Genomic DNA, 26,326 nt, shown 5'->3' with positions numbered 1-26,326 from the left:
AGCGGGAGAGCGAAAGTGAAACAGTTTGTTCTTAAAATTTGGGGAAGCACCCTAGGGGGAGTAAACAGCTGCAGCGCCTTTCTTCAAATCACTTTTGACCAGAGTCGACCCAAAATCGTAACACCCCGTCTCTACAAGCAATCGCAACCCGCAGCATCACCGCTTGTTGCGATCGTAACCCGCCGCGTAACGGGCTGTTGATTTAATCGCAATTTGAATTTTAATGCGGAGGTAGCATCCTTAATTGCCTTGTAGCGAAGGTTATCTTTCCTTGCTCACCGGGCTGTTGATTTAATAGCGATTTCAGCTTTAACGTGCAGGTAGCACCCCCAATCGCCCTGCAGTGGCGACCACCTATCCTTGCTGACGCGGCGGGTTACTATTGCAACAGCCCGGTGAGCAAGGAAAGGTGGTTACCGCTACGGGTGAAAGAATGGAACTACCCCCGCGTTAGAAACACCCGCACTAATCTCGTATCTCGACTACGACCTGCACTCTGCCAGCGACTTCTTAAGCCTTGCTGACGCGGCGAGTTGCGATTGGAGAGGACGCATTTATGTTTGCCTTGCTTACCGGAGGGACGCGATAGGAACCAACCGGTGAGCAGGGCCACGGGCGTGCTAACGGGTAGCCGTGATATGTCGTCCAGCCTCCAGTTGAATATTGATCCGTTGGCATTTCTGAGATGCAAGCCATGCCATGGCGGCCTCTACTTCGGACTTAAATCCGTTGGGCATCCAGTTCAAGTAGACGGTTGTTCCGACTTGTTGTGTCATGAGGTCTTCGACCCCAAAGTGAACTTTGAAGGGTTCATCAACTTGCCCTAGCAACCGGCGGGCATCCGCTTCCGTTGGCAACTCACATTTGAGTGTCACGCTAGGCACGCCGGCTGGATCCCGATGCGAATAGGGGAGCGTATTGGGGGTGACTTGTACGTTGGTCGTAAGCTTGATGGGAAAGGGAGACCCCGAGTCAAAGGTCAGCTCCACAAAGTAAGCTGTCCATCCCGAGGCAGGTTGCGGCAGGCTAGCCAGATAGGTTCCGTCGGGCTGCGCTTCAAGCACTTGGCTTGTGTATTCCTTACCGAGTGTTTCGAGCCGAAAATCTCGTGCGACGGGATTGTGGGCTTGCCATAGCCTCACCTCAAGCGGTTTCGTGCTGGTAGTGACCTGTGTGGTTCCATCTTCCAGATTCTTCCACGAGTACTCGGGACGTGGGCGATCGTGAACAATCATTGAGTAGAAAGCGATCAAGGACTGCATTGCATCGGAGTCATCCATACCGTGATCCGTATTGGGAACATACCGCAGATGTTTTTCGCCTTGTAGATCTCCCCAGTAAAACTGCGACGAGTCGGGAAGGAAGAACTGGTCACCGGCTGCGTTCAGGATCAACTTGGGCATCGTCAAGCGATCCCGATAATAGTAGGGGTCGATCAAACGATAGGCTTCGGCCAGGCGGGGATCACCAATGCGTTCCATGATATGGTGTTGTACGTAGTTGGCGATGGCAGGAGCCCAGTAGCCGTACGCAGCAAAGTGATGCCGCATCGATTTGTCAGTATTGAGTACATCGATGACGATGGGGACGATGGCCACAACGCGCTTGTCCATGGCGCCGGTCAGCCAAGTCGTCCAACCCCGCTTGGAGCCACCCGCCACAACGAATTGATTTAGCTCATGTCCAGCGGCAACTTCCGCTGTTACAGCAGTCATCGTATCCATGGCGCGCACGGCACTTTTGATCATGGCGTTTCGAGCGAGCCAATTGGGTTCTCCGGTCTTCAAGTATTGATCCCAAGTGTAGCCAATTAAATCATCTTCGCTGCGCGGTACGCCGTCGCCGTGGAAGATCAAAGGTTGATTGGGAACCATCTTGAGCTCAGCGACAACGGTTTGCGTGGCCTTGGCGATTTGAAGGATTTCTTGAGAAGGGGCGGTTGGTGGATCGCCACCATTTTTTCCGCCGCCAATCTTCAACAGCCCAATGTTCGAAATCGGTTTTTCGGGAATCGCCAAGGTAACCCAGTGTTGCCATTCCGTGCGATCGACTTGCTCCGCAGTCAGCCAGCGTTGAGAAACCATATCGACCACGACGATATGGATGCCATCGCGGAGTTCGGAGCTGACAATCTTCCAGCGGAACGCATCGTCAGGCTGATGGACGTAGCGATCGATGGCGGTTGGCCTAGGCTGGTGTTCCTGAGCTGAGGCGTGTTGGAAGAGTTGCAGCAGGAGTAGGGGTGCGAGGCACAGGCAGAGTCTCTGTTGACGAAGGATTTGCGGCCAAGCGGATTGAGCGGTTTTCATGTTGGAGCTTCTTGGGGCAGAGCGGTTTACTCGAGGGATCGGCCGCTGCAGCGGTGGGCTGTGAGCGTCGACTCGCGAGTGTCGGAGTGAACAGCCAAAAATGAAAGATGGACAGCCAGTATACACAGCAATCGAGCTGGTATTCTTCTTGTTTTGTATCCAACGGTGTCAAATCGACTGAGATTCAATTTTGTTGACCTGGGATTCCTGGCCCGCTATGTTGTTGCTGTTTCCACGGCGCGCCGGTGTAGGGGACGTTGAAGGTGGACGCCTCGTCCCGCACTGTTATCAATCAGAGAGTTGACAGGGAGTCAGCATGTTGTCTGCAATGAGAATTCGATTCTATCCGTTAGTGATAGTTGCGTTCTGTTGCCAATCTACCTTGTCGGCCGAGGTCAATTTTGAGACGGAAGTGGCTCCGCTCATTATCAAACGCTGTTTGGAGTGCCACCAAGATCGCAGTCGTTCTGGCGGGCTCTCCTTGAGTTCGCTCGAATCCTTTTCTGAGGGGGGCGACAGTGGGGCTGTTGTCGATGACGATTCTCCGTTGTCAAGTTACCTTTTGGAGCGAATCCAAGCTGGAGATATGCCTCCCAAACAACGCGGGATCTCGCAGCAGTTGCCGGAAGACGAGATCGCAATTTTGCAAGCCTGGGTTGCGGCGGGCGCGACCTGGCCAGCGGCGCGAGAACTGGACCTCTACGAAGCGACTTCATCAGTGCGCGCGGGCCGCGACTGGTGGTCCTTGCAAGCGGTAAAGAGGCCTACTCCTCCCGATCCATCGCAGCTAGCAGGTGGACAAAAACCAGTCCGGTTTTCCAATGCCATCGATCTGTTTATTCAACAAAAGCTTCGCAACGCTGGCCTGCAAGCGGCTCCTCGAGCCGAACCGGAAATCCTACTGCGTCGCTTGACGGCGGATACGATCGGCCTGCCACCGACGGCAGAGGAAATCGCTCAGCTCGAAACCGATTCTGGTTCGAACGCTTGGAGCACACTGGTCGACCGCTACTTGGCATCACCGCAATTCGGGGAACGCTGGGCACGGCACTGGCTGGATATCGCAAGGTTTGCAGAGTCGAGTGGGTATGAACGGGATCAGACGAAACCGTTTGCTTGGAAGTACCGCGACTGGGTCGTCGATGCGATCAATTCCGATATGCCCTACGACGAATTTGTGGTTCTGCAATTAGCTGGCGATGAGATTCCGGCTCGTGATGAGAGGAGTCTCGCGGCCACTGGATTTATGAGGCTAGGGACGTGGAACGACGAACCCAACGATCCCGAGGACTACGCCTTTGAAAGGCTGGAAGATCTCGTGCATACGACCTCCTCTGCCTTCCTGGGGATGACCGTCAAGTGTGCCCGTTGTCACGATCATAAATTCGATCCTATTCCGCAACTTGACTACTACCGCATGGCGTCGATCTTTTGGCCTGGGCCGATTCAGGCACGGGACCGCAAGTGGTTGGGGGGGCCGACGGACGAAGAGCTCGATGCGCAAGAGATTTTGGCTTGGACCGATATCACCCAATCCCCTGCCCCGCTCCATCTCTTGAAGGACGGTGATCGCCAGCGGCCACTCGAAGAAGTGGTCCCAGCCGTGTTGACTTTGGTTCCCGACCTATTTCGAGAGTTGGATGCTCCCACGCCCAAAGCCAAGGGGACCCAGCGACGTCTCCAATTTGCAAAATGGATTGCCAGCCCAGAGAATCCTCTGACGGCGCGGGTGATCGTCAATCGCATCTGGCAAAACTATATGGGCCAAGGCCTGGTGCGTTCGCCGAACAATTTTGGTTTTACGGGAGAGCAACCTACGCACCCAGACATGCTCGATTGGCTGGCGACTGAGTTGGTCGACAGTGGCTGGAGCCTCAAGCACATCCATCGCTTGATCCTCAACTCCGAAACTTACCGACAGTCGAGCAATCATCAGAATTTCGACGAGTACAGTCAGCGCGACTATGACAATCGATTGTGGTGGCGGGCCGAACGCCGACGCCGGGATGCTGAGTCGCTTCGGGATGCGCTGCTGGTCGCTACTGGAGAGCTCGATTCGCGTCGAGGTGGACCGAGTTTTATTCCGTCGGTCAGCCAGGCCGCGCTGGAGGGGCTCTCGCAACGCGAGGCAGCCTGGAATGCTTCACCGCAGGCGGAGCAGATGCGTCGCAGCTTGTACACCTTCATGCAACGGAGTCTGTTGCCGCCCCTGATGACCACTTTCGATTTGTGCGACTCAACTCTGTCCAATGCAAAACGGGATGTGACCACGGTAGCTCCACAAGCTTTGGCAATGTTGAACAACCAATTTGTTCAAGATCGATCACAAGCCTTAGCTGGACGAGTTCTGGCGGAGTATGCAGAACCAGAGAGTCGCGTGCACGCTTTGTGGGGAGCGGTGCTTCAGCGAGTTCCCGAAGAGTGGGAAGTGCGTGCGGGCACCGAGTATCTCGAGCGGCAGCGGCAACGCATTGAAGAGGCTGAAGTGCGGAACTTGGAGGTCGAAGAGTCTACAAATCACGAGATGCTTGCGTTGGCTTCGCTAAGTCTGATTTTGTTCAATTCCAATGAGTTTGCTTATGTTGACTAATTTCCCCGCACAATCCCATTTTCCGTGTGGCCACACTCGCCGTGAGTTTGTTTGGCAGATGGGAGGAGGCTTTGCGGGCTTGGCACTCAGTTCTCTGTTGGCGCGGGAGCAGTTCTTCGAGCGACATTTGCATGCCGCACAATCCGACAGGCCGAGGCTTGCGTTGCCCGCGAAAGCCAAGTCTTGTATTTTTCTGATGATGAACGGTGCACCCAGTCAGGTGGATACATTTGACTATAAGCCGGAGCTGTTGAAATATGCAGGAAAACAACTCCCGGAGGACAAGAGTTACAAAAATTCGGGAGGGCGAAAGGTGGGGTATCTGACACCAGCTTGGCGACCGTTCCGCCCCGGAGGTGAAAGCGGTTTGATGATCTCCGACTACTTTCCCAAGGTTCGTCAGCATGCAGATAAATTGGCCGTCATCAATTCGTGCCATACCGACAGCCACGCCCATGGCTCCGCCCTGGTGCAGATGAATACCGGCAAGACATTTATTGGTCGGCCTTCCCTGGGGGCTTGGTGCGTCTATGGGCTGGGGAGTGGTAATCAAGATCTGCCCGGTTACGTGGTGATTCTCGACAAACGCGGCGGTCCTATCAGTGGACAACCCAATTGGGCAAGCGGCTTTATGCCGGCCAATTACCAAGGAACACTTTTTCGGCCGGTGGGAGATCCGATCCTGGACTTGCAGGGACCGCAGCATCTGTCTCGCGAGGCCCAGCGTGATCAGCTCGATCTGTTGCAGCAGCTCAATGCCGAGCACCTGCGCAGCCGCAGTGGTGGGGATGAGTTGGCGGCGCGGATCAAGAGTTATGAATTGGCCTATCGAATGCAAGCGGAGGCCCCAGAAGCGGTTGACTTGGCTCAAGAGTCCGCTGAAACCTTGCAAATGTATGGAGTGGGGCAGCAGCCGACAGACGAATATGGGAGGAATTGCCTAGTGGCTCGCCGACTGGTGGAACGCGGTGTGCGCTTTGTCCAACTGTACTCTGGCGGAGGGCATCTTGAGGAAACGTGGGATGCACATGAAAGCATTGAGAAAAATCATGGACAACATGCTAGCGAGGTAGATCAACCAATTGCGGCCCTTTTAACGGATCTCGAGCAACGCGGCTTGCTTGATGAAACGCTCGTCGTCTGGGGAGGTGAGTTTGGGAGGATGCCATTCAGTGAAGGCAAGGATGCGCCGGGGCGGAATCACAATCCTTACGGTTTCACGATGTGGATGGCAGGAGCCGGAGTGCGTGGGGGAATCAATTATGGAGAGACGGATGAGTTTGGTTTTCAAGCGGTGAAAGATCGAGTGCATTTGCATGATTTGCACGCCACTATCTTGCATTTGATGGGGCTCGACCATGAGACGCTGCATTATTTCCATCAGGGACGCGAGGAAACTTTAACCGACGTGGGAGGAAGGGTCGTCACGGGCGTCCTCGCTTGAGGATTCGTGAATTGATGGGTACGATTGGAACTCCTGAAAGAAGTTTGGGCGAATTGCGGAGGCCGGTTAGCTTTCCGCTCTTACTTCACTTGTACCTAAGATGAGTCCTTTCCAATGCCACAGCCTGAATTTGCCATCGCCGTCACGTTTGAGATCAAACCTGAATTCGTCGAGCAGTTCCACGCCCGCATACTGCAGCAAGCCACGGATTCGCTGACCAAGGAGCCTGGGTGTTGTCAGTTCGATGTCTTGCTGGATGAAGCGGTGCCTACGACATTCTTTCTCTATGAAACCTATGTCGATGCGGCAGCCTTCGACGCGCATAAACAGACCGAACACTTTGCGGATTACGATCGTGCCGTGGCAGATTGGGTAATCGGCAAGTCGGTACGGCGTTTGAAAATGGTGTCGCGCAGCTAAGCGAGGCCAAGGGATATTGCAAACTTGACTCTATCCATCGCGGGCAAATTTGAACATGAAAATGGGGCCATGGGAATGGAGTCATGAAACGGCTTAAGCCGGGCATCACGCCCGGGCCCTACATTGAGTGTGTTGTGCTTGATCGGAGCCGGATTGTTTCGCCCGAGCATTACGAATTCCAGATTCCTGCGCTGCGCGAGTTTTCGAAACTCGATTTGCATCCGCAAGTCACCTTCTTCGTGGGTGAAAATGGATCGGGTAAGTCGACGTTATTAGAAGCGCTGGCTATCGCCTGCGGTCTAAACGCCGAGGGGGGTAGTCGGAATATGCAATTCGAAACTCATTCCGAACCCAACCGCTACTTGATGGCTAAAGCGCTGCGTGTGCGTCGCTATCATGGACTAGTGCCCGATGCGTGGTTTCTGCGCGCAGAGAGCCTGTTTAATGTTGCCACGGAGATTGAGAATCTCGCTGTCGGTGGAAGTTATGGCGAGCGGTCGCTGCATGAGCAATCGCACGGCGAGGCGTTTATGTCGCTTATTGAAAACCGATTTGGACAGGGGCTGTACTTTCTCGACGAGCCGGAAGCGGCGCTCTCACCGCAGAGGCAACTCGAATTCCTAGTACTCCTCGATCAACTGGTAGCCATGCACGCGCAATTGGTAATCGCCACCCATTCCCCAATCATCATGAGCTACCCGCAGGCTCAGATTTATCGGTTCCACGAGAGGGGCATCGAACCGGTCGCCTATCGAGACACCGAGCACTATCGCGTCACTAAACGCTTTCTAGAGTCTCCCGAGCGGATGCTACGTCATTTATTAGATGAAGAGTAGTATGTTCTATCGGTGCATAGATTGCTGATTGCAGAGGACGCATGCCGTCACAGCAACAAATGTCGCATTGGCACAGCAGTGATTTTTGAAGCATTGAAGATGATTGGGAGAGTTGCCAAACGCAATTGGTACTTCACCGTCGTCTGTTTCACTCAATCCAACGTGACCACAGCAGGATGTTGCGGAGGCAAATGGAGAAGTGGTGGTCTACGTTGGGAGGCCCAACCTCAGAGCTTCGGCCGCCAAAGAGCTACGACCAGAGAGGTTCTGCGAGCTCGGCTGGTCGGCCTTCTCGCTTCGGTTAAAACACTAGGAGCGTGCTTTTCCATCGCTATCGTTACAATGAGCAACGCGGCGTCTTCGGGCTGTTGATTTAATAGCGTCTTAAGTTTTAACGTGCAGGTAGCACCCCTAACCGCCCTGTAGTGGAGACCACCTATCCTTGCTGACCGGCCTGTTGAAATAGTAACCCGCCGCGTGAGAAAGGAAAGATGACCTCCGCTGCAAGGCAATTAAGGACGCGACCTCCGCATTAAAATTCAAATTGCGATTAAATCAACAGCCCGTGACGCGGCGGGTTAATATTTCAACAGCCCGTCTTGCGTCGGGTTATGATATTGCGGCTCCGATCCGCAAGGACTCTCCCCACTAGTACTTGGACGCATTTCAATGAAGACGCATTCACTCGCCGCATGCTTGATTTCTCTGACTTCCGGTCGCGTTGGCGTTTTGATCGCCTGCCTTACCACCGTATGGTGCGGTCACGCCGTTGATCTCCGTGCAGCCGAACTGCTTGTGGGAGCAGCTCGCACCACGATCACGCCCGACGAGCCGGTCGCCCTATCGGGACAGTTTCATACACGGATTGCCAAGACCGTGGAAAGCCCATGCACGGCAAATGTCCTGGTGTTGGAATCACGCGATGGCGACAAGTCATTGGAGACGGCCATCATGGTCTCTTGCGACCTGGTGGTCATCCGTGAAGACGTCCAATCGCGGATCCGCAGTGAGGTCGCCGCGCAGCTGCCCGAGGTTGATGTCCGAAAACTGTTCGTCAACGCGACACACACGCACACCGCCCCGGTGATGGTCGAGGGCAAATATGTCCTACCGGCGGAAGGGGTGATACAGCCCGCCGAATACGTTGAGTTCCTAGCGGAACAGGTAAGCGGCGCTGTCGTGGAGGCCTGGAACGGACGCAAACCCGCTGGTGTCAGTTGGGGGCTGGGGCAAGCCGTGGTGGCCCACAATCGCCGGGCAGTTTATGCCAACAGATCGGCTGCGATGTACGGCAAGACAGACAAGCCCGAGTTTCGTGGCATCGAGGGATGCGAGGACCATGATATCGACGTCCTCAGCTTTTGGGATGCGGAACAGAAGCCACTCGCCATGGCGGTCGACGTGGCCTGTCCCGCGCAGGAAGTCGAAGGCCGAAGCGCGGTCAACGCCGACTTCTGGCACGAAACCCGTGGCTTGTTGCGGAAGCGTTACGGTCAGCAACTCGACGTGTTGGGTTGGTGTGGGGCGGCCGGCGATCAATCGCCCCACTTGATGTACAACCGGATGGCTGAAACGCGAATGCTCAAGCTCCGCGGCCTTACGCGCCTCGAGGAAATCGCCCGACGACTCGACGTGGCGGTGAACGAAGCCAACTCGGCGGCCCGGAATGATATCCGCACCGACGTCAAGATGGTGCATCTGGTGCGAACGCTCAAACTTCCGATTTGGAGGGTCACGGAAGAGCAGAACGCGGCGGCCCAAGCTGAGATCGATCGTCTCGCTAGGGATCCAGCCAACCAGCGCAGGATGAACTGGCAAAAGGCGGTGACCGATCGGTACCAGCAGCAGAAAGAAGGTGACTTGTATGAGCGGCAATTCCACGTCATCCGACTAGGCGACATCGCCATCTGCACCAATCCGTTTGAGCTGTACACCGACTACGGCGTGCAGATTAAGGCTCGTAGCAAGGCAGTGCAGACATTCGTGATCCAGTTGACTGGCGAGCAATCGGGGACTTATCTACCGACGGTCCGAGCGGTCGAGGGGGGCAGCTATAGCGCCATTCCTCCAAGTTGTCCAGTCGGCCCCGAGGGAGGGCAGGCACTGGTCGACCAGACCGTCGAGGCAATCAACTCCCTGTGGGACGAGTGAAATCGAAAAAATTCTCAAAGTTCGTCGTGTTGTTGGCGTCCTGATAGGCCCCTAGGATCTTTCGGCGTCACCAGCGACTCCATTGTCCCCGGCCTGCACTTCACCAGCGACTCCATTGTCCCCGGCCTGCACTACGAAGAAACCGCCGTGATCACTGGTGGTACAACGAATTCACTATTTTTGAATCAACTAAGAAGCAAACCTATGGATCAAAAAATCTGTCTCGGAATACTACTCTTAGCCGCCTCACTGACACCGTGTGTGGCAGAGGATTTAGAATTCCGACGTGACGCTGTCGAATGCACGCCCCGCGCTGGACTACCAAATTTTCTGGCGAAAGTCGACGCGGGCCAGTCTGTCAACGTTGCCTACCTGGGAGGCAGTATCACCGCTGCGGGCGGTTGGCGAGTTCAGTCGCTCGCGTGGTTCCAGGAACAATACCAGCAGGCGACTTTCAAGGAAATCAACGCGGCCATTGGTGGAACTGGATCCGACCTGGGCGTGTTTCGGTTGCACAATGATGTGCTACGACACCATCCTGACTTGATGTTCGTCGAGTTTGCCGTCAACGACGGTGGTACATCGCCTGAACAAATTCACAGAGCAATGGAAGGAATCGTGCGGCAGACTTGGAAGGCGGACCCGTCGATCGACATTTGTTTTGTCTACACATTGAGCCACACAATGTTGAGCGAACTTCGTGGAGGGAAGATGCCGCGTGCAGCCAATGCGATGGAAGACCTCGCCGACCATTACCAAATTCCGTCAATCCACTTCGGAGTCAACGTGGTCGAAATGGAATCAAAGGGAGAGCTGATATTCAAAGCGCCGAAGCCAGCCAAGACCGCCGAGGCGAAACCGATGGTTTTCTCGACCGATGGCGTTCATCCTCATGTCGAAACGGGACATCGTTTGTATACCGAGTCGATCGCGCGGTCTTGGCCAGCGATCGTTGACGCCAGCAGAGAACCGCAATCACACGAACGAATTCAACCTCTGCGAGCTGATAATTGGGAGCACGCCAAACAAATTCCGATCACGGCAGACATGCTGCACGGCGATTGGAGGAAACTGTCTAGCACCGAAGGTTTGGGCAAGCAATTCAACAAATATCTGCCCGACTTGTATCAGGCGATGGAACCGGGCGCAACACTTGAATTTACAATACAGGGGACTGCCGCATCGGTGTTTGAATTGCTCGGACCCGACGGGTGTGAACTCAAACTGCAGGTCGATGATCGCCAAGCCAAGAAGCAAAATAGCATTGATGGTTACTGCACCTATCATCGACTCGCCAAGCTGGCGATCGCTTCTGAGCTAGAGCCCGGACGCCACCCAATCAAGGTGACCGTGACACACCGCAAGCTGGACAAACGAGAGATATTGTTTGAGCAGAATCGGAAGTTCTTCGACGCTCACTCGGACCGATATGAAGATCAAGCGTGGTATGTCGGATCGTTACTTGTCATCGGAGACGTCGTACCTGGAGACACGTCAAATTAAGAACATGACACGTCGCAGCCTAGTATGGATAACGGTGATCTCAAATGCTGTGAAATATTCGTGTTATAAATGCCATATTCCCTCCGCTGCTTCACAGGTACGTGCGGGAGGCAAATGCTGCAGAGCTTTAAGGAAACCAAGCTAGATGAGATCGATGCCATTCTCTGATTCCAAACAACAGCAGCAACGCCTTCTGCGTCTGTTCTTCATGTTCGCGGCGATCCTGGGTATGCCAGAGGTAGTGTGCCTTGCCGCTCAACCCCTGATTCCATTGGGCTGGAATCCGGCCATTGCTGGTGACCAAGTCCTGGGGCGTCTGGTCACGGTCACCGCGCCACAAGTCAAGGGGGCGCACGATGCCGAGATGGTGATCACCGATGGCCACGCCTACATCGTGGCCGAGGTAAATGATGTGAAACCCGGCGAGAGCGCGGGCTGGCCGGAGATTTATGCCACGATGTCGATCGTCGATCTTGAAACGCTTGAGGTGGAGGAGATCTTCAACTTCGCCAAGAGTGAGCAGGTGTTTGAAAACGTGACATTGCCGGTGGGTGCATGCTTTGTACCACGCGTTCTACGGAAGGACGAGAATTCTCTGCGTTGCTTTTTCGCCAGTGAAGATCCTGGGAAACGTCAGTCGCAGACCTGGTTCCGCGACTTCAACCTTCAGACACGGACGTTCGCCCCATCGATTCATCAAGCGAAACTCAAGACGGCCTCGGGCACCTTCGACATGGAGCCTCGGCACTTTTACGCCGACGCTGCAGCACAGGGATTTAGCAAGCCGCCGACGGACGCGGGGTTGTTCCTCTTTGATTCCTTTAAGCAGTTCGACGGTAAGACCTACGTTGCAATCAACAACTTTCCCGGCAAGCAGAATGCGATCGCCCTCGTCCACGACGATCTCGCCACCTTCGAAATCATCGGTCATTATAACGAACCGCAATCCGAGAATCTCAGCGAGTCGGCGGTGAACCGCCTAGCCGACGGCAGCTGGATGGCGATCTGCCGCAACGATGGCGGCAACTATCATTTCACCACGAGCAAGGACGGGCGGAAATGGACGGTGGGGAAGGAATTGCCCTCTGTCCCCAATGGCGACAACTCGAAGCCGACCTTCGACAAATTTGGCGACATCTACTACCTTGGCTGGCAGGAAAGTACGCGTATTCATGGCGTCCATCGAAGCGTTTTCAATGTCGATATCTCGCGCGATGGCAAAACTTGGGAGCGAAAGTATCGCTTCGAGACGGCGAAGTCGTTTCAGTATCCAACGTTTCGCGAGTATGAAGGCATCGTCTGGCTGTGCTTGACTCAAGGAGATTCGTCATCGAGCCGTAAGGAACGCATCATGTTTGGGAAGCTGGAAACGGCGGGGGAGTTCGAATCTCAAGAAGGCAAAACGCGGGAACCAATTCCTCTTCCGCCAGAACAAACCGCTGTGATGAAGTCCGGTGTTAAGCTGTTTACTGACCGCGACTACACCATCACAGAAGTTCCCGAGTCTTTGCAGGGGCTGTCCTTTTTGCGCAGTACCATAGAGCCTGTGAACGCCATCTGCACCACGAGCGGGGAACTCTTTGCGCTCACTCCAGGCGAACGTCGGGGAGCGGCAAATCGTGAGAGGGAGTTGGTTGCAGCAGGCTTCGAAAAAGTGGACCTGCCTGAGTTCCAACTGTTCCCCGGCCTGATTAATCGCGTACTTGTTTACCGGAAAAACGTCGACAAAGGAGAGCGGTTTTCCTTCCGCAAGGTCGTTCTTCTGGTGAGCGGAAAGGAGACCGAGGTCGTTGAGTATCCGCCACAGACTCGCCATTCCGAGAATTGAAGTGACCTTGACCATCCTTGAACGGCTCGTTGCTATAGTCGTCTCACTAACGCCTACCGAAAAAGCATAACGCGATGAGTTCGCGAGTGACCGAGAGCCATTCTTCGCTTACGCTTTGGGTTGCTTGTTTAGCAAAGTTGGAAGCGATCCTATCCTCTAGAGAAACACCTGGTTTCATGAAATTGTTTACAAATCGAATTATTCTCCTCGCCCTTTCTATCGTTGTCGTTGCGATGGGGAACCTCAGGGCGCAGGATTCTCTTTTTTTGGAACCGCCGCAATACATCGGTCCCCCCAAGGCTTTGCAGGCGGTGACGAATCGGGCCTTCGCGGGCATTCCCAGCCTCGCCGTTTCGAAAGGCGGTCGACTTTGGGCGACCTGGTATGCCGGCAAGACACCGGGCGAAGACCTGAATAACTACGTCGTCCTCTCCACCAGCGGCGATGGCGGGACCACCTGGAAGGAAGTGCTTGTCGTCGATCCGGACGCGGGGGGACCGGTTCGCGCCTACGATCCGGAATTATGGATTGCGCCGGATGGGAAATTGCGGCTCGTCTGGGCGCAGGCGATCGGCCACATGGGAAACATCGCCGGTGTTTGGTTTTTGGAAATCGAAGATCCCGAGGCGGAGCAGCCGCTCTACGGAAAACCGGAGCGGGTCACCGACGGAGTCATGATGTGCAAACCGCTGGTCCTATCGACCGGCGAATGGGCGTTACCGGCTTCGACCTGGCGTACGACCGACGAAAGCGCTCGCATGATTGTCTCGTCCGATCAGGGGAAAAGCTGGTCGCGACGCGGCGGTTGCAATGTCCCCGAAGAGATGCGCGCTTTCGATGAACACATGTTTATCGAGCGGCGTGACGAATCGATCTGGCTGTTAGTCCGGACGAAATACGGAATCGGCGAAAGCGTCTCTAACGATCGGGGAAAAACCTGGCCCGAACTGACCCCCTCGGCGATCGCGCATCCCAGCGCCCGCTTTTTCGTTCGACGGCTCGCGTCGGGAAATCTCCTGCTGGTCAAGCACGGTCCTATCGACGAGAGAACCGGGCGTTCGCATTTGATGGCGTTTATTTCCAAAGATGATGGTAAGAATTGGACGGGCGGACTGATGCTCGATGATCGCGCGGGCGTCTCCTACCCGGACGGTCAACAGGACACCGACGGCGTCATTCACATCATCTACGACTACAGTCGCACGGGCGACCGGCACATTCTCTTTGCCAGTTTCCGGGAAGAAGATGTCGCTGCGGGGAGAGCCGTCACGGACTCGGTGAAATTGCGGCAATTGGTCAGGGAAGCGTCTGGCGGGGTGGAACGCAAGATGGAGCCACCATCTCCGGTTAAGAAACACGAGGACGGCAAGGAACTGAAGGCTCAACAGAAGGGCGCGCTGTCAATTGACGAAATGGCTGTCGAGCCGTTCGACGTGGGCGCGACACTATTTACGGACCGAGGCTACGCTCTCGCGGAGCGTCCCAAGGCCTTCGACGGCGCGGTATTTCTTTGCGTCCCAATCGAAGGGAAAAAGGCGGCGCGTTGCACACAGAGCGGGATGGTCTATTTTCTCAGCCCCGAGCCTGATCGCAACGGAGATAGCCAAAGCCACGTCTTGCTTGAGCAGGGGTTTGAAAAAGTGGCGCTTCCAGAGGTGCGACTTTTCGATCTCAAGCGTTCGGCAAATTACTGCACCGTTTATCAAAAGCACTGTGAAAAGGCCGATACGATCGAGTTCGGCAAATGGGCAGTTCCCGTGTTTTTTAGAAATTGAGCAATGACCACGAGTGCAGGATTCGATAGATGCCTGATCGCCTCTGGCTTCAGGGTTTTCTGGATCGCGACGTTGGTCTGTTGGGTGACGGGATGCAATACCGGCTCGCAGTTTCCTGCGCGGCCGGTCACCTTGATCTGTCCCTGGTCCGCAGGTGGCGGAACCGACCGGTTGGCGCGACAGGTGGCCGTTTTGTTGGAAGCGGAACTCGGTGTACCAGTCAATGTGGTCAATGCGACCGGCGGGGGCGGCGTGACCGGCCATACGCGTGGGGCGCTGGCGCGTCCGGATGGCTACACCCTCACCATCGGCACCGTCGAACTGAATATGCTCCATCACCGCGGGCTCAGTGCGGTTGGGCCGACCGATTTCGAGCCCCTTGGATTACTGAACCAGGACAGCGCCGCAATTTTCGTACGGTCCGATTCGACTTGGACTTCCCCGGCCGATCTAGAGCAGTCGATCGCGGCGACGCAGCGTCCACTCAAGGCGTCGGGTACAGCGGCGGGAGGCATTTGGCATGTCGCCATGATTGGCTGGTTGGCGCGGCAGGAGTTGCCGACTGATAAGGTCACCTGGATCTCGATCAATGGCGCGGCACCGTCACTTCAGGAACTGATGGCGGGAGGGATCGACTTGGTATCCTGCTCGGTTCCTGAAGCGAAGGCGCTGCTGGAAGCCGGGGAAATTCGCTGCCTCGGGGTGATGTCACCGCAGCGTTTGCCAGCGTCGCCGGAGATATTAACATTCGCGGAACAGGGAATCGACTGGAGTTTGGGAAGCTGGCGCGGCTTGTTGTATCCCCATGGGGTGCCCCCTGATCGCCTGAAAACGATGCAGGCCGCTGTTAGAACAGTATCGCGCAGCGATGAGTTCGCGCGCTTCATGCAACAGTCCGGTTTTCATATGAGCCTCGCAGAGCCCCATGCCTTCACCGCATTCCTGGACACGACAGATCGTCGATTCGGTAAGACGCTCAGCACGCCCGTATTTGCCGAAGCAGGTAAGGCGGTTGTCGGAGCATGGTTTTTCCCAAGCTTGTTAGGCGGACTGGCGCTATTGGTTATCACGTTAGGATTCCAAAGTCTTGGGGAAGCGGATTCAGGTGGGACCGTGAGGAATGGTCCGATCATTGGGGTGGTGGCCGGAGTGCTGGCCTTTGTGGGGCTCAGTCCGGTGGTGGGTTACGTAATCGCCACAGGCATGCTGCTGGGCGGTTTGATGCTCGCGTTTCAGGCGTCCTGGCGGACAGCCGCCGTAGTGACGCTGGCAGCCCCGCTGTTGCTATTCCAGATTTTCTCCCGGTTCCTCGGTGTTCCTCTGCCCTGGGGATGGCTCGGCTGGTGACGCCGGGCGGGATAGAAGCCATGAACGATCGAGCGTTGGGGAGTGAATTGACGCCTTGCAACTTTTTAATCGGGGCGCTCCGCCTGGGAATGATCAGGAAATGAACGAAGAGTTTTTCCAAGCCTTGACCGAAGTTTTCGGACGCTGGGATGTCTGGCTGATCGTCATCGCGTCGGCGGTCTACGGCATCTTCGTCGGCGCGATTCCGGGCCTCACCGCAACGATGGCGGTGGCCCTGTTTGTTCCTATCGCCTATTGGATGGATCCGGTCGCGGCGTTGGCAGCCATTGTCACCATGGTGGCGTGCGCAATTTTTTCCGGCGACCTGCCCACGGTTCTTCTCCGCATCCCGGGTACGCCGGCATCGGCGGCCTATGCGGACGACGCGTATGCGTTTTCCAAGCGGGGAGAAAGCGAGCGCGTCCTCGGGCTGGCCCTCCTCTGTAGCGCATTCGGAGGTATCGTGGGGGCTGTCGTTATGATGCTGGTGGGCCAACAGCTCGCGCGGGTTGCCAGTTGGTTCTCCGTCACCGAGTATTTTTGGCTTTACCTGATCGGTCTGACCTGTGCCATTCTGGTCGCCCACGGCCCGAAAAGCAAAGCTCTGTTGAGCCTGCTGTTAGGGCTGTTTTTGTCGACCATCGGTCTCAGTGCGGCGCACATGGAGCCCCGTTTCACTTTCGGCATTCCCTCACTCTATCAGGGCATCTCTTTCATTCCCGCAATGATCGGTTTGTTTGGTCTTTCGGAAGTGTTGCTCATCTTATCCCAAGGCGACGCGCGCAGTCTGTCTTCATCCGATCAGTCGTTGCCGCCGCAGCGGCGATGGGCTGCGACGATCGCGTCCGCATTTCATGAGTTCGGCGATCGGTTCCGCCACCATAAGGCCGGCACTGCGCGGTCCAGCTTCCTCGGCATTCTCGTCGGCATGCTGCCCGGCGCTGGCGCCGATATCGCCTCGTGGGTGTCATTCGCCGCTTCGAGAAGAGCAGCGTCCAGCGAAGATTCCATGGAGACGGAGACCCTCCACAGCATCGGTGACGCGACCACGGCAAACAATGCCGCGTTGGCGGGGAGCTGGATCCCAGCGCTCGTGTTCGGCATTCCAGGGGACTCCATTACAGCCATCGTGATCGGGGTGCTGATGATGAAAAACGTGACCCCCGGTCCTCAAATCTTTAACGAGCAAAGCTCTCTAGTCTTCTCCATCTACCTGATCTTCTTGATGGCTAATCTGGTACTGATTCCCGTCGGCTTTCTCGCGATTCGGTTAAGCGGCAAGATCTTAAGCATCCCCAAAGCGATTCTCTTCCCGCTGATCATTGTCTTTTGCATCACGGGCTCGTTTGCGCTCAACGGAAGTTCTTTCGATGTCATCACGATGCTAGTGATGGGATTGATCGGCTTGCTCCTGACCCGTCGAGGTTTCCCGCTCGGTCCCGTTGTTCTCGGGATTATTCTGGGAGGTCCCCTTGAAGAGCGATTCGTACAATCGCTTACCGCGTCCGAAGGCAGCCCAATGGGACTCGTCAGTCGACCGCTTTCAATTGCGCTAGCTCTTGTTTTGGTTGGACTTGTGGTTGCGATCTGGCAATCCTCCCAGCGAGAGCGTCAACGCAACTCGGAAGCTGGCCGCCCCTCAGCCAGATGAACACCATCCGCTCGGTTCTGATCCTCGGGACATTGATTGTGTTCGGTGCCGCGAGCACTGAGGGGCTGGCAAGAGCGTTCCTGCCATGACGACGGTTTGAGCATGTTCGTTTTCACGTTCCCAATGCTGCCCCAGTGGCGGCCTGCTCTGGTGGCTGCACGGCGTGCAAGCCCATTTAGGCGAATTAGGGACGCCCCAGAGCATGTCTTCCAAGGGGAGACGCTAGACATCGTTCACAGCCTTGGTGGTTGGATCACCCCGCCGAGCGTCGGCTTTCTTTCGCCGTGTCAGCTTCCTGGCTACGACTGACCATCAATCCACCATTCAAACACAGGAACTGCGGCAAAGAAAAACCGCCGCTCAAGAGAACGAAAGTTGTAATCATTCGAAATGTTGGATTTCTGGAGACTTCTCTCTACTGCTTGAGGGTTGTTAGCGGCTCGAAATCGGCTTCCTGAAACTCGGCTACCTCAGTCAGCCATCGCTGCTGGACGAAATCCACGTGAGCAGGGTGCTCGCAGTAGGCAAGGTATTCGCGGTGCGTCTCGAATTGCATCGAAATGCCGAAGGTGTGTGGATTCTTTGAACTCGACTGCCGACGGATTTGAAAGTGCTGCACGCCGGGAATGGCGGTGAGTTCCGACGCCGCGTTCAGAAAGTCCGCTTCTTCCGGCGAGCCCTGCGAGTGAAGCAGCCGGAATGTTACCGTGTGTTCAATAGCGAACGTTTTCGCGGTCATCGCGCCACCTCAACGAGTAATCTCAGCAAAATGTCTTGTATCTGCCAGGCTGCTGGTGCCGTGATCGAATTCATGGTTACTTGCTTCCGTTTAGGGGCGGCTGCTGTTTAGAGTCTTGCGCTCGGATATAAGCAATCAGGTCGGCGAAGTCCTGATGCGTGATGTCGTTTTCGAGACCGTCGGGCATCAGCGACTTGCCGGTGCTGCGGATGTCCTCTATTTGGGTGCGGAGAATCACATGTTGTTTGTTCTCCTTTTCCACCAGCGTGATGCTGTTAGCGGTTTCCGAAGCGATCATGCCAGTGAATGTGCGACCATCGTCGGCCAGCACGATATAGGTCACAAATTTTCCATCGACGGCCGCGCTGGGATCAAGGATCGATGAAAGTAGGCTGCTTGGTTTCGAATCGGTCAGTGATCGCAGGTTAGGACCAATGTCATGGCCAACGCCATCCAGCTTGTGGCAGTTGGCGCAATGTTTATTGAACACAGGCTGCCCCCGCAGGGGTGAGCCAGCCAGCTTGAGAACTGCTTGATGTTCGAGCAATACCTTGCGGCGATCCGTGCTGCTGGCGTCAGCAAGAAGCGTAGTGATACGTGCTCGAATCGCCTTGTCTCGGTGGGCCAAAAGCGATTGACGCGTGGTAGCATCGATGTCTGCGCGTGCTACTTGACCGTTCTCGATGGAGTCCAGTAAGGCCGTCAGCCAAGCAGATCGACTGGCAAGAACGCTCAGAGTTTCCGACCGCAACGCTGGCGCGTGGCTGCGCCAGCCGGCTAACAAGATTTCGCCAATGGCTGGATCCGATTGGCTACCCAGATGGCGAACGATCGCGAGCTGTATTGCGGGAGGAGTCTGCGGCGTCAGCAGCCGTTGCAATTGGCGAAGATCTTCGGCCCGTTGGTCCGGATGACGAGCCAGCAGTCGGACCGCAGCCGCGCGGAGAGAGCTGCTCGCCTCCGCATTCAAACTCGTCGTACGGGCGAGGTCGGTGAACGCCGCAACTTGACGAAGTACTTCCTGGCCGCGATCGTCTTCCTCACGAACCAGTGCTGCTAACGAAGTGCCATGCCGCTCCATTGCATCGAGCAGTCCAGCTACGGTTTCGAATTGCCACGCCACGTCGGCGTCTTGATCGATGCGAAGTATGGCCTCCAATCCATCCAGCGTGGCCGAGCGATTGTCGAAGGCCACGGACAAAGCCAGCAACTGTCCAACCAGTTGGCCTGACTCCGGGTCTTCACGCTCGGCCAATGCGATCGTCAATACATCGCCCAGGTTGTGCTGATTGATGGAACTGGTAACGGCTGCTGCAAGGTAGGGATCAGCGGCGACAGTGCTTGACAGTTCGGCCAATGCACCGGCGGAGTCTCGCCCTGGCCACTGACCCAGTGTACACGCCAATTGAAGTCGCACCTTGGCATCAGGGTCATCGACGAGTTTTAAGGCAGCCAGTAGCAGATCGTCCTGTTGCTCCGCCAGCGGTTCCGCTAGGAGAATTGCGTGACGTCTCACACCAGCATGTTCATCGCCGAGCGCCTGCTGGACAAGTCTGGGCGAAAGCATACCGAGCCCGTCGAGAGTACCGAGTGCGTGAAGACGACCGAGCGGGTTCGAGGATTGCTGGGCCATTTGTTCGAGCAAGGGGGCAGCCGACTTGTCGCCGCGCCATTGGAGAAGCTGTCCGGCTAGATCGCGTTGTGGGCCATTGGGGCTGTCCAAAGCTGTAACTAACTCCGGGGTGTCCAACGCTGCGAGGTTTTTGATCTGGCGAGCCTTTTGCCCTGTGGGGAACACGCGATAGATTCGCCCTCGATCGGCCCCCTCACGATAGAACGGCTCGAGTTCCTTACGACCTTCCGGCGTCAGCCACTCGGGATGCTCGATCATGTACCGATACATATCAACAATCCACAAGGCGCCATCCGGACCCGTGCGAGCCATCACGGGACGGCACCAGCGATCTTTCGACGCAAAAAAGTCCGTATCGGTTTCGGCCGGATCACGATGGGAAGTGAAACTCACGCCGTCCTCGACAATCACGTTATGCTGGACCAAGTTGTGAAATGGTTCGCAGGTAAAGGCATGCTGAGTGGTCGTCTCACGCGGAAACAGCAATTCGTCACGATAGACCATTGCCGAACAGGCCGATGTGAAACGCCCAGACTGCTCGAAACTATGAAACCGCTTCTGCGGGCTTTTAGCCGGATACACCGGAGGGTTGTTCGGCCCGACCAGTTGTTTGCGAGGATCGGGCGGCGCGAAGTGCGGGTTGCGTCGCAGGTATTGATCTTGAAGCGCGAAATGCCAAAGCGGGTGACTGTTTTGCTGGCCAAACCAATTACCCCAGTCATCGCGATTGCGACCGTACTGCGAGGGGCCGCTTTGTGGATCGAGCTCGCCGCTGTCCGGCCGGAAGCGAAAGTCGCGACTGCCCAGTGTGAGGGTCTTGTTCGTTTTGACCGCCCGCAGTTGGCGATCCGCACCGTAGCCTCCATGGTGCGCGCCGCTGGCACAATAGATCCAGTTATCCAGTCCCCAACTCAAACCGTTTACACGTAGCTGTTGGTTTCCCTCCTGGAATCCTGAATAGAGAACTTCACGCTTGTCCGCTCGCCCATCGCCATTGGTATCCTCGGCATACAGGATTTCGGGCGCTGCGGTAATCAGCACGCCGTCGCGCCACGGCATGACTCCCGTGGGAAAACGAACCCCGTCCAGGAAGACGGTGGAGCGATCGTATGTACCATTGCCACTGGTATCCTCCAGAAACCGAATCCGTCCGCCCGGCTTGCCTTGACCGTCCATGCCTAACGGATAGTCGCCCATCTCCGCCACCCACAGACGTCCGTCTGTTCCCCAGGCAATTGCCACCGGATCTTTGACCAGCGGCTCAGCTGCGACCAGTTCGATCTCGTAGCCCGGCCGCACGAGGGTTGCCGCCAGCGAATCGGCAGGCGACAACGGTGGATCGTCGGGCTGAGGTGAATTCAAATTCGCAGCGTTAGCGGCACCGGTCTCAGATGAAATCTTGGACAGTGTTTCTGGAATTTCAACACCCGACATTTTGAGATGCGTGGTGATCTCGTCCTGAGAAAGAATTCGGTCATAGATCGCAACGTTGGACAGCTTTCCTTCAAACGATGCAAAGCCGTCATTGCGACCGCCGACAAACAGGTCATCCGCATTGGTCGACCGTGAGATAGTCGCCTCGCCGCGGAACTCGGGCGTCTTATTACCGTTCAGATAGGCCGCTACTCTTGGTCCGTCTCGAACCAATACTACGTGGTTCCACGTCTTAGGCTGGATCACAGTCACTCCAACTTGAAGCTCATTCTTCGCGTTGCCGTTGAAAAAGATTAACTTTCCGGCATTGGCGGATTCCATCGAAGTACCGCCGATGCCGAGATGATCGCCTGCTGCCTCTTTCGAGCCCGGCGTGCCCCGTGAAAAGAAATAGCCAGTAACGGGGCGCGCATCATGTGGCAGCCCATTCCAAAACCACAGTTCAACCGAATAGGTCTCGCCGAGATCTCTCGCTGCAGCTTGCATGCAGCCGCCAGCAAAATGGGCCGCTCGATGCGAGATTGCCGAGCCAGTATCGAAACCCGGCAAGTAAAACGCCACGCCATTTTCGTAAACGCCATGATGATTGCCAATTGTGTCGATGGCTTGCGAACCGGACATCTCGTTCATTCGCCAGTAAGCGACAGGCCGCGAGTCGAGAACGGCGGTATTATATCCGCTCGCAGGTGCCACCGGCGAGCGGCGCGGTTTGTCGGCAACTTTCTCCAACAGCTCGAGCAGCGTGGCAACGATCTTCGGTTCGGCCTGGACTTCCAATCCGGCAGTTCGTGCAGGCCAGGTCGTATAACCTCCCAACGCATGTTGCTCGGGCGGAGGAATGTAGCCCTCTGCTCCATTTGCTAACTCGATGTTGAAGGTCGGCTGCAGCGGGCTCTGCGCTTTCAGCTTAAGTCCCGTAATACCGTAGACTTCATTCGGAATTGCTGTGATCCCCAACTCGCCGATGCGAATTGCCTGCAACTTGATTTCGACCTCAGGCTCATCGTGCAGGTAGATCTGCTCGCGGGCATAGATTTCCTGTCTCGATTGAGGCAAGCGATCGCCCATCTCGGCCAATACCGATTGGGCCCACTCCAACCGCTGTGGATCCGCAGTACGGCGACGCAATTTTATGGTTGTCTCCGCCATCGCGAGCGAAACCCATCGCCCATACTCGATCGCCTGGTAAGCTTCGTGTGCGACGCCTGCGACCTCAAGCGTGTACTTCTCCAAATCACGCCGCGGCGCAGGCTCGCTGTAGTCCATCCACATGCTGTCACCGCTAGTCCCTTGCGACATGATGCCTACAAAGGTTGGTGCACCCGCTTCAATCCCAATTAAATCGGCCAACCGATCACCAAAGCGTCCGCAGAAATCAGCGGATACCGGCGACGTGCCGTAATAGTGCATTGCGTAATTGGCCAAGACAGCGATGGGGCGACCTTCTGCGGATTGTATCGACAGCAGCGACAAATCGGGGTCCGCCGGTCCAGACGGCGCGATGTGGTCGGGACTCTGGTGGCCCGGATGCATGTGGGCGCGCACATTGTGCACACCGAACGGATCGGTTGCGATTCGATCAGGGCGATAGATCCATCGGCGGCAGTGGTTGTGTTCAGCGTCATGCACCACAGTCCAACCCACCTTGGCCGCGGCTAGATTGTCCACGGCTTGTTGAATGCTCTTGGCAATCTGTCTGGTTAGGAACTGTTGGTAGTCCGGGTCTGCGCGGCTGCCCAAGCATGCCATTGCTGACGGTGCAGAATGCGAGTGGGTTGCGGAGATCAACATCCGCTCAGTCGGAATCCCAGTTGCTTTATGAGCCATCTCTTTGGCGCTGTCCAGCAACTCGCGCGGGACCATCAAACTGTCGACTACTACGATCGCTAGCCGGAATCGCCCGTCATCCAGAACCACCGCTCGAGACATCAATCGGTCATGCGCTCGCGTTGCTTCTACTTCGTTAAAGTTGCCATTGACGATCACAGGGAAATGTGTCGGCGTAACATCGACGGCAGCCGCTCCGGCGCGAAATACGCTGTTTGCCGGAGCCTGTCCTTCCGCAGAAGCGGCAGGGCGACTAACACAGAGTGCGGCTACGAAGCAAAGGCACCGAACTATCACCGGATTTGCGAGAAATGATCGCCGTGAAGCGTGATCCGGCATGACGGACTCTCCTTGTTGGGGCGGGAACCAGCGGACAAGTCAGCGACTAGGTGCGACGGTCAAACGAAGGGCAACAGCGAGAGTATAGACCATCCGTTCCGACGTTCCTACTTGGGGGCGACGCCTCCACTACAGCCCATCGTTCCTATGCGAGCATCTAGAAAAAGGTGTCCGACACCAAAAGTGCAAAACACCTGATGGGTCGTTTCGGCTTTGGGTGCCTCACACTTTTTGTCGGGCAACCCAAAGATTTTCCTTTGACGCTCCGCTAGCCCCTACTTCTTGCGCTCGACATATTCTTGCACCAGCACAGGAACGTCGCTGCAAATGGCGTCCACGCCGAGACCGAGACCTAGGAAATAGTCACCGAGGTTGTGGCCGGGCCAGCCAGTCACGATAAACCCCTGCTTCTGCGCTTCCTTGACGGCAAGGCGCGTGGTGCCCTCCATTTTAGCAGCGATCCGCCTGGAGCCGATCGCCTTGGCCGCCTCCATCAACTCGGGAGTCAGCGGTCCTCCCTTGATTAGCATAATGTCTGCTTGGGGGTCGAGTAGTTTGATGGCTTTGAGCGGGCGTTGATCAAACGAAGTGAAGATATAAGTCGAACCATCCGGAACGAAGTGGGTGACGGCCTGGTGTAGTTTCGCTACATAATCTTCGATACGTGAATCGGGATAAAGGTCTTTGTTGCTGGTCTTCATTTCGAATTCCACATACATCCCGGGTTTATCCTTCAGGTAGTCCAGCAGGGTATCCAAAAAGAGCAGCGGCTCATTCTGTTTTTTGGATCGAATCACTCTGGCTTCGTTCGCGTTCAAGTGTTCCACTGGCCCACTGCTCTGGTGAGTGCGATCAAGGGAATCATCATGCAACACTACCAGCTCACCGTCCTTGGTCATACGCACGTCCAACTCATAGCCTCGGATGCCTTTTTCATAACAGCTCTTGAAGGCGAAGAGAGTATTCTCCTCAAATTCATGTGCCCCTCCGCGGTGCGCAAAATGAAAGGGCGTCTTCTCGTCTGCCAATGCCTGCGGCACCCAGCCGAAAGATACAAGACTGAGCAGAAAGATGAATTTTAATGGCTTCATGAGATTGCTAGTGAGTTCGGTTTAGAGTGAACTTGCCAAAACTAAGTTTTAGCATAAATGGGGCGACCCAACCAAGGAAAGTAATTAGCCAAATAGTGCGGTGATGGGGTTACCGCCGTCGGTAATGGGGATGGGACGCCCCGAATCGAATAGTTCCTTGGTTGGATCGATGCCGAGAGCGGCGAACATCGTGGCGTGAAAGTCGGGAACGGAAACGGGATTCTCGGCGACTTCTTTGCCGAGATGGTCATCGCTGGCTCCGTAGGCTCCGCAGTGGTTGAGGCCTCCACCGGCGAGGACGAGGCTGAAGGCGGATCCCTGGTGGCCGCGACCGCCGCGGTTGTCGAACTCGGCGGGGCGCCCGAACTCGGTCCCGGTGGCGATCAGGGTCTTGTCGAGCAGGCCTTTCTTTTCCAAATCACGAATCAATGCGGCAAGGGCGGTGTCAAGTTCCTGGATGAGCACGTGCTGATTGAGCTGGCCCTCGAAATGGGTGTCCCAGCCGGTGCCGTTGATGAAATTGAGGTTGTGCGAGACTTCTACAAAACGCACACCCGACTGAGTGAGACGCCGTGCCAGCAGACAGCGCTGGCCGAACTCGCCTCCGTATTCTTCGCGCAGTGCGGCGGGTTCTTCGTCGAGCTTGAAGTTGCGCATGAAATCCGCTCCGGCCCAGCGGCGGGCTTGCTCCTGTATCTCCGCGTAGCGGGCGAGTCCCATTTCCTTGGTCGGGCCGCCTGCCATGGCGGCGAAACGCTGGCGACGCTCAATTTGCGTGGCGGAAAGGCCCTCGGGCTGAGTGAATCCAGCGGGCCCGCTCTCGGTATCGGTGAGATACACATTGGAGTAGCTGGGGCCGAGATAGCCGGGGCCACGACTTACGTTGGGATAACCGATGAGCATGTAGGCGGGCACGTCCTCCGACGCCGCGCCGCGCTGGTGTGCGACCAGCGAGCCGATCGATGGATAGGTGATCGTGCCGCTGATCATGCGGCCGGTGTGCACGATGTTGGTGGCAAAGGCGTGGTCGTCGATGACGCTGTGATTGACAGAGCGGATGGCGGTGAGGCGATCGGCGACTTTGGCGGTGCGCGAGAGGTGTTCGGTGAATTTTACTCCGGGCACCACGGTATCGATGCTGGTGTAATCGCTGCCGGCGACCTTGGGTGCGGAACGCGGGTTGCCACGGCGTTTCGGATCGAATGTGTCGAGCTGGCACATGCCGCCGCCAAGCCAGATGAAAATGCAATGCTCAGCCTTGCCCTTCGGGATATGAACGGGCGTGGGGGCAGCGAGCAGAGGCGATCCGGCACCGACTATGGGAGCGGCGGCGAGTGCAGCGCTGCGGGTGAGAAAGTTACGACGTTTCATCATGGAATGAGGTGGGGTTCGATGTTTGAATGGTTGCT

Annotated in this window: 15 protein-coding genes; 10 read left to right on the top strand and 5 right to left on the bottom strand. The window is 56.2% G+C overall.

Features of this window, described 5'->3' with window-relative positions; translation table 11 throughout:
- Nucleotides 1–620: 620 nt before the first annotated feature.
- Nucleotides 621–2,309 carry a PhoPQ-activated pathogenicity-related family protein gene (locus tag Q31a_RS17575; protein WP_145080665.1) on the bottom strand — a complete coding sequence of 563 codons (1,689 nt, stop codon included), beginning with the start codon at nucleotides 2,307–2,309 and terminating at the stop codon, nucleotides 621–623.
- 316 nt (nucleotides 2,310–2,625) lie between these two features.
- Here Q31a_RS17575 and Q31a_RS17570 point away from each other — a divergent pair, with 316 nt between their 5' ends.
- The 10 genes from Q31a_RS17570 (at nucleotide 2,626) to Q31a_RS17525 (ending at nucleotide 17,854) form a co-directional block, all read left to right on the top strand.
- The gene (locus Q31a_RS17570; protein WP_145080662.1) at nucleotides 2,626–4,899 is read left to right on the top strand and encodes a DUF1553 domain-containing protein; all 2,274 of its coding nucleotides are present in this window, start codon (nucleotides 2,626–2,628) and stop codon (nucleotides 4,897–4,899) included.
- The gene (locus Q31a_RS17565) at nucleotides 4,889–6,343 is read left to right on the top strand and encodes a DUF1501 domain-containing protein (RefSeq protein ID WP_145080659.1); all 1,455 of its coding nucleotides are present in this window, start codon (nucleotides 4,889–4,891) and stop codon (nucleotides 6,341–6,343) included. Before Q31a_RS17570 ends, Q31a_RS17565 begins: the two co-directional genes overlap by 11 nt.
- A 114-nt stretch (nucleotides 6,344–6,457) precedes the next feature.
- Complete coding sequence (locus tag Q31a_RS17560) at nucleotides 6,458–6,763, top strand: putative quinol monooxygenase (RefSeq protein WP_145080656.1); 306 nt, start codon at nucleotides 6,458–6,460, stop codon at nucleotides 6,761–6,763.
- 83 nt (nucleotides 6,764–6,846) lie between these two features.
- Complete coding sequence (locus Q31a_RS17555) at nucleotides 6,847–7,599, top strand: AAA family ATPase (RefSeq protein WP_145080653.1); 753 nt, start codon at nucleotides 6,847–6,849, stop codon at nucleotides 7,597–7,599.
- Between the two features lie 669 nt (nucleotides 7,600–8,268).
- Nucleotides 8,269–9,750 (top strand): hypothetical protein, encoded by a 1,482-nt coding sequence (locus Q31a_RS17550; protein ID WP_145080650.1) that lies wholly within the window; start codon nucleotides 8,269–8,271, stop codon nucleotides 9,748–9,750.
- 204 nt (nucleotides 9,751–9,954) lie between these two features.
- Complete coding sequence (locus Q31a_RS17545; RefSeq protein WP_145080647.1) at nucleotides 9,955–11,253, top strand: SGNH/GDSL hydrolase family protein; 1,299 nt, start codon at nucleotides 9,955–9,957, stop codon at nucleotides 11,251–11,253.
- Nucleotides 11,254–11,407: 154 nt separating this feature from the next.
- A complete protein-coding gene (locus Q31a_RS17540) occupies nucleotides 11,408–13,081 on the top strand; it encodes a sialidase family protein (RefSeq protein ID WP_197355362.1) in 1,674 nt (557 codons plus the stop codon).
- A gap of 176 nt (nucleotides 13,082–13,257) precedes the next feature.
- Nucleotides 13,258–14,856, top strand: a complete 1,599-nt coding sequence (locus Q31a_RS17535) for a sialidase family protein (protein WP_231690817.1) — start codon at nucleotides 13,258–13,260, stop codon at nucleotides 14,854–14,856.
- A gap of 3 nt (nucleotides 14,857–14,859) precedes the next feature.
- Complete coding sequence (locus Q31a_RS17530) at nucleotides 14,860–16,203, top strand: tripartite tricarboxylate transporter substrate-binding protein (protein ID WP_145080644.1); 1,344 nt, start codon at nucleotides 14,860–14,862, stop codon at nucleotides 16,201–16,203.
- A gap of 100 nt (nucleotides 16,204–16,303) precedes the next feature.
- A complete protein-coding gene (locus Q31a_RS17525; RefSeq protein ID WP_145080641.1) occupies nucleotides 16,304–17,854 on the top strand; it encodes a tripartite tricarboxylate transporter permease in 1,551 nt (516 codons plus the stop codon).
- A 415-nt stretch (nucleotides 17,855–18,269) separates the two neighbouring features.
- Here the strand turns inward: Q31a_RS17525 and Q31a_RS17520 are convergent, their stop codons facing one another.
- The 4 genes from Q31a_RS17520 to Q31a_RS17505 all read right to left on the bottom strand — a co-directional run bounded on the left by Q31a_RS17520 (nucleotide 18,270) and on the right by Q31a_RS17505 (nucleotide 26,291).
- Nucleotides 18,270–18,593 (bottom strand): Dabb family protein, encoded by a 324-nt coding sequence (locus Q31a_RS17520; RefSeq protein ID WP_145080638.1) that lies wholly within the window; start codon nucleotides 18,591–18,593, stop codon nucleotides 18,270–18,272.
- Nucleotides 18,594–18,669: 76 nt separating this feature from the next.
- Nucleotides 18,670–23,826 carry a PVC-type heme-binding CxxCH protein gene (locus Q31a_RS17515; protein ID WP_145080635.1) on the bottom strand — a complete coding sequence of 1,719 codons (5,157 nt, stop codon included), beginning with the start codon at nucleotides 23,824–23,826 and terminating at the stop codon, nucleotides 18,670–18,672.
- Between the two features lie 275 nt (nucleotides 23,827–24,101).
- A complete protein-coding gene (locus Q31a_RS17510; protein WP_145080632.1) occupies nucleotides 24,102–24,917 on the bottom strand; it encodes a glycerophosphodiester phosphodiesterase in 816 nt (271 codons plus the stop codon).
- 84 nt (nucleotides 24,918–25,001) lie between these two features.
- On the bottom strand, nucleotides 25,002–26,291 hold the full coding sequence (locus Q31a_RS17505) for a DUF1501 domain-containing protein (RefSeq protein ID WP_197355361.1): 1,290 nt from the start codon (nucleotides 26,289–26,291) through the stop codon (nucleotides 25,002–25,004).
- Nucleotides 26,292–26,326 lie beyond the last annotated feature (35 nt).

The organism is Aureliella helgolandensis (genome assembly GCF_007752135.1).
GTDB lineage: Bacteria > Planctomycetota > Planctomycetia > Pirellulales > Pirellulaceae > Aureliella > Aureliella helgolandensis.
The sequence above is the reverse complement of the archived record's forward strand: the minus strand, read 5'-3'. Positions and strand labels throughout refer to the sequence as shown.